Raw genomic sequence first — 490 nt, forward strand, 5'->3', positions numbered from 1 at the left:
GCAGCGCCACTGCCGAGGTTGCGCCCGTGCCACCCAGCGTCACCGAGCTATGCGCCGACGAGTCGTACAGCACCGCGTCAGCCAGCTGACCCTGCATGTTCGTGATCTGGCCATTGATGGTCGTCACGTCGCCCGAGAGCGTCGAGATGTTGCCCTGGATGGTCGTCACATCGCCCGCGAGGTTCGACACGTTCGTGTTCGTCGCGTACAGCTGCGAGCCATTCACCGCATCGAGGCTCGACGCGCTCAGCGCGCCGTTTGCCACGTTATGCAGCGCCACTGCCGAGGTCGCACCCGTGCCGCCCAGCGTCACCGAGCTGTGTGCCGACGAGTCGTACAGCACCGCGTCAGCCAGCTGACCCTGCATGTTCGTGATCTGGCCGTTGATGGTCGTCACGTCGCCCGAGAGCGTCGAGACGTTGCCCTGAATGGTCGTCACGTTGCCCGCGAGATTCGACACGTTCGTGTTCGTCGCGTACAGCTGCGAGCC

At 64.9% G+C, this 490-nt stretch carries 1 pseudogene; it reads right to left on the reverse strand.

The features are described 5' to 3' along the window. A pseudogene (locus tag U5A58_RS40500) lies at positions 1–490 on the reverse strand (hypothetical protein); the annotation flags it as partial.

This window comes from Paraburkholderia sp. J7, assembly GCF_905220155.1.
GTDB lineage: Bacteria > Pseudomonadota > Gammaproteobacteria > Burkholderiales > Burkholderiaceae > Paraburkholderia.